We start from the raw sequence: 2,843 nt of genomic DNA, 5'->3' as shown, positions 1-2,843 counted from the left end.
TCCCGGAAAATCCCGGCACGCAGATAACCGTTATTCTTTTCGATAGACGAAAGCCCTTGTTTGTTCGCAGTCAGCCAGAAAGGCGTATGTTCCCCTCCGCTAAAGCCGATCCCGGTCTCTGTCCGGTAATTCAGTTTTCTAGTAAACTGAGCATACGTATTCCAGGGAAGCAATAAAATACCTCCCCCAATAATTAGTTTAGATATAAATTTCATTTATTATTTGATTAGAAATAATTGAACCTATCTGAGCATAAGCCTCAGTCATCAATAAGACATACTTAGTTACAGGTTCATTTGCCGTCAGTTTTAACTGACGGATTAGTAATAATTTATCTCATTGGACTTTAGTCCCATTTTTAACAGTCTCGCTATTTAAGAGAAATGCGGCTAAAGCCCAAAAAGGGATACAATCTGTAGACCGTTGGTTAAAACCAACGGCAAATGAACCTGTAATAGTCATGTCACTTTGATTATAGGATAGTTCAACTCTGATAATTATTGAAACATTCAACTCTGATAAATACTGAATCTATTGCCACCCCCATTGGCATATTGGCACATTACCGTATTAGCACAATTACCGCCCCCGGGCCTATCCTGATTCTCCGAGAAATGCCGTAACTGTTCACGGCGTTTGGCAATATGAATAAGGATGGCGAGGCGTTTCTTTTTATTTTCGGAAACAGCTTCTAATCACCGCTTCTTCCATCTGGCGTATAGATTCTATTGCTTCCATAATCGTCATTAGTTAGGTAAGTTTGTAGAATCCTGCATGCTTCGTCCTCCCATGTTTCTTTCGGCTTCAGCCATTTGGGCTGCCGCTGAACTTTTAGGGACGTCATTCTTTTCCTTTCTTCCGGTTTCCGGTTCGGTAGGTACAAAAGTAAATTCATCGTAACCGGTCAGACAGATGCGGCTTCCACCGATGACATGCTGAAGGGATACCAGTCCAAGATAGTTCATTCTCTTTAATAAGCGGCTCAGTGTACTGGCACTTATATCCATCCATTTAGCCAGGGTGGCTTGTTTTCCGATGAATTCTCCTCTACGGCAGATATAAGTCCTTTTATTTACAGTACAAAACCCGTCAGTGTGATAACAAAGACCGAATAGCAAGAGGTGCAAATGAGCCACCTGGCGGTCGATAATGTTGTTACTTTGCATCCGTTTAAACATCGAACGGGGTGTCTTGATAAAAGTTTGTCCGAGAAGGTCCCTAACAGAAGAATCTTTCGTAAGTAATTCATTTTCAATCTTTTTCTTTTTCATAACAATACAATTTAAAAGTAAAAAATTACTGAAATCGAAAATGAAATTAGTTTGTTGTTCTTAGTTTTCTGAAAATGAGCGATATAGGCTATGCGGTGAAATCGTTTTGTCCTAAGGTCTGCAAGGCTATATAAATATAGAAAGAACTTTTTATAAAGATATATAAGCCTCCGGCATTTTTTCAGATTACAGCAAAACAAAGAACTTACTTCATTTAATCTCTCTGCAAAGGTAGATATGAACATCTCCGGATTATAGTACCAATTTTACCCGTTCTGTATTTCTTAGAATGCTGTTTCACAGCGGGTTAATAAATATTATTTTTTGTCTGTTGATTTGACTTTGTTTTTTAATGTTTTTATAAACTCTTGTATTTCAGTGTAATAGTCCGAGTATTTGTCGAATAGTTTCATGTTTTTGCAAACGGTACTCGCTGCATACTTAAATATGAAAAACGGATTTATAAATTCAGCGATCTTCTTGTATGAATAATCACCGAACAGACCGTTCTGCTTCAGCCCGGCAAAAAGTGAGATCATAAAAGCCACATACTCTTCAGGAACATGTTCGTTGTTCTTTTTTTTTATTCGTATTAATCGGTTTACGCATAATCTTTTAGTATCATGCTGTAAAACAACATTCTATGCTAACTAAACCGATCTCCTCTTCCTTGAAGCATATATCTTTCACCTTCAAAAGTCCCTTATTTCATCTTCAAAACATATATCTTTCGCATCCAAAATAAGGGACTTTTAAATTTTCAATTCTCAATTTTCAATTCAATCACGGTTCCCCTAAAAAACCAACGATCACCCCGACCTGTTTCGGTGTCAGTTTTCGTTGCCGTTCGCAGAACCCGGCTGCTCTTAATGTTTTAACCAGTTTTTCGTTTCTTACTACCCAACGATGTAACAAGCGTGATGCCGAGTTCGGGTGCAGATTCGGATTATAACAAAGTGCCAGTTCCGTCCATCCGTAACTGCGGATTTTAAATTTTTCTTCTTCCATTTCCATATGTATTAATTACCTCTAAGATAAGAAATAAATACCATTTAAAGAAATGAAAATCAATGTTTATGCGTGCTATTTGTATGTTTATTCTCCCTTATTAAACTTTCTATAACCGCTAACGTCATTTCATGTCACAACCGTTTTTCTGGGTTCATATCTTTGTCATGTTATCGATAACCAACCAGTAATTTTCAATTATCAACTTTCAATTAATAAATTATGGCTTTAAGTTTCCACTTAGTAAAACGCCCCGACATGCGCAAAGACGCTGCCGCCGGTTCCTAATTATTTTATGCACAGGTCCGTTCATTGAAGAAACTCAATTTCAATAAGCTTTGCGATCTGATTGCCGTTCGAAGCACCGCTTTTATTGGTGATGTGATGCTCGTCATCGAAGGTCTTCTTTCCGTCATGGAAGAACGCCTGGAAGAAGGCGATGTGATCCAGATGAGCCGCTTGGGTAACTTCCGTATGGTTGCAGGCAGCAAAGGAACTGAAAACGAAAAGGACTTCAATGTCTCCCTCTTCAACAAGGCTCGTATCGTCTTCTCACCGGGCACC

2 protein-coding genes and 2 pseudogenes are annotated in these 2,843 nt (G+C 38.6%); 1 reads left to right on the top strand and 3 read right to left on the bottom strand.

The genetic code is table 11. The annotated features are described in order from the left end of the window. From DWW23_RS26080 to DWW23_RS26065, 3 genes and pseudogenes are all read right to left on the bottom strand, one after another. Positions 1-215, bottom strand: a pseudogene (locus tag DWW23_RS26080) (hypothetical protein); the annotation flags it as partial. 531 nt (positions 216-746) lie between these two features. Beyond that, on the bottom strand, positions 747-1,271 hold the full coding sequence (locus tag DWW23_RS26075; protein WP_122357368.1) for a hypothetical protein: 525 nt from the start codon (positions 1,269-1,271) through the stop codon (positions 747-749). Between the two features lie 783 nt (positions 1,272-2,054). Next, positions 2,055-2,279, bottom strand: coding sequence for a DUF4248 domain-containing protein (locus tag DWW23_RS26065; RefSeq protein WP_122357371.1), 225 nt, complete (start codon positions 2,277-2,279; stop codon positions 2,055-2,057). 300 nt (positions 2,280-2,579) lie between these two features. On the opposite strand from DWW23_RS26065, the pseudogene DWW23_RS26055 reads away from it, so the two are divergent. Then, positions 2,580-2,843, top strand: a pseudogene (locus tag DWW23_RS26055) (hypothetical protein); the annotation flags it as partial.

It is taken from the genome of Parabacteroides sp. AF14-59 (genome assembly GCF_003479515.1).
Taxonomy (GTDB): Bacteria; Bacteroidota; Bacteroidia; order Bacteroidales; family Tannerellaceae; genus Parabacteroides; species Parabacteroides faecis.
This window is presented reverse-complemented; position numbering and strand designations above follow the sequence as displayed.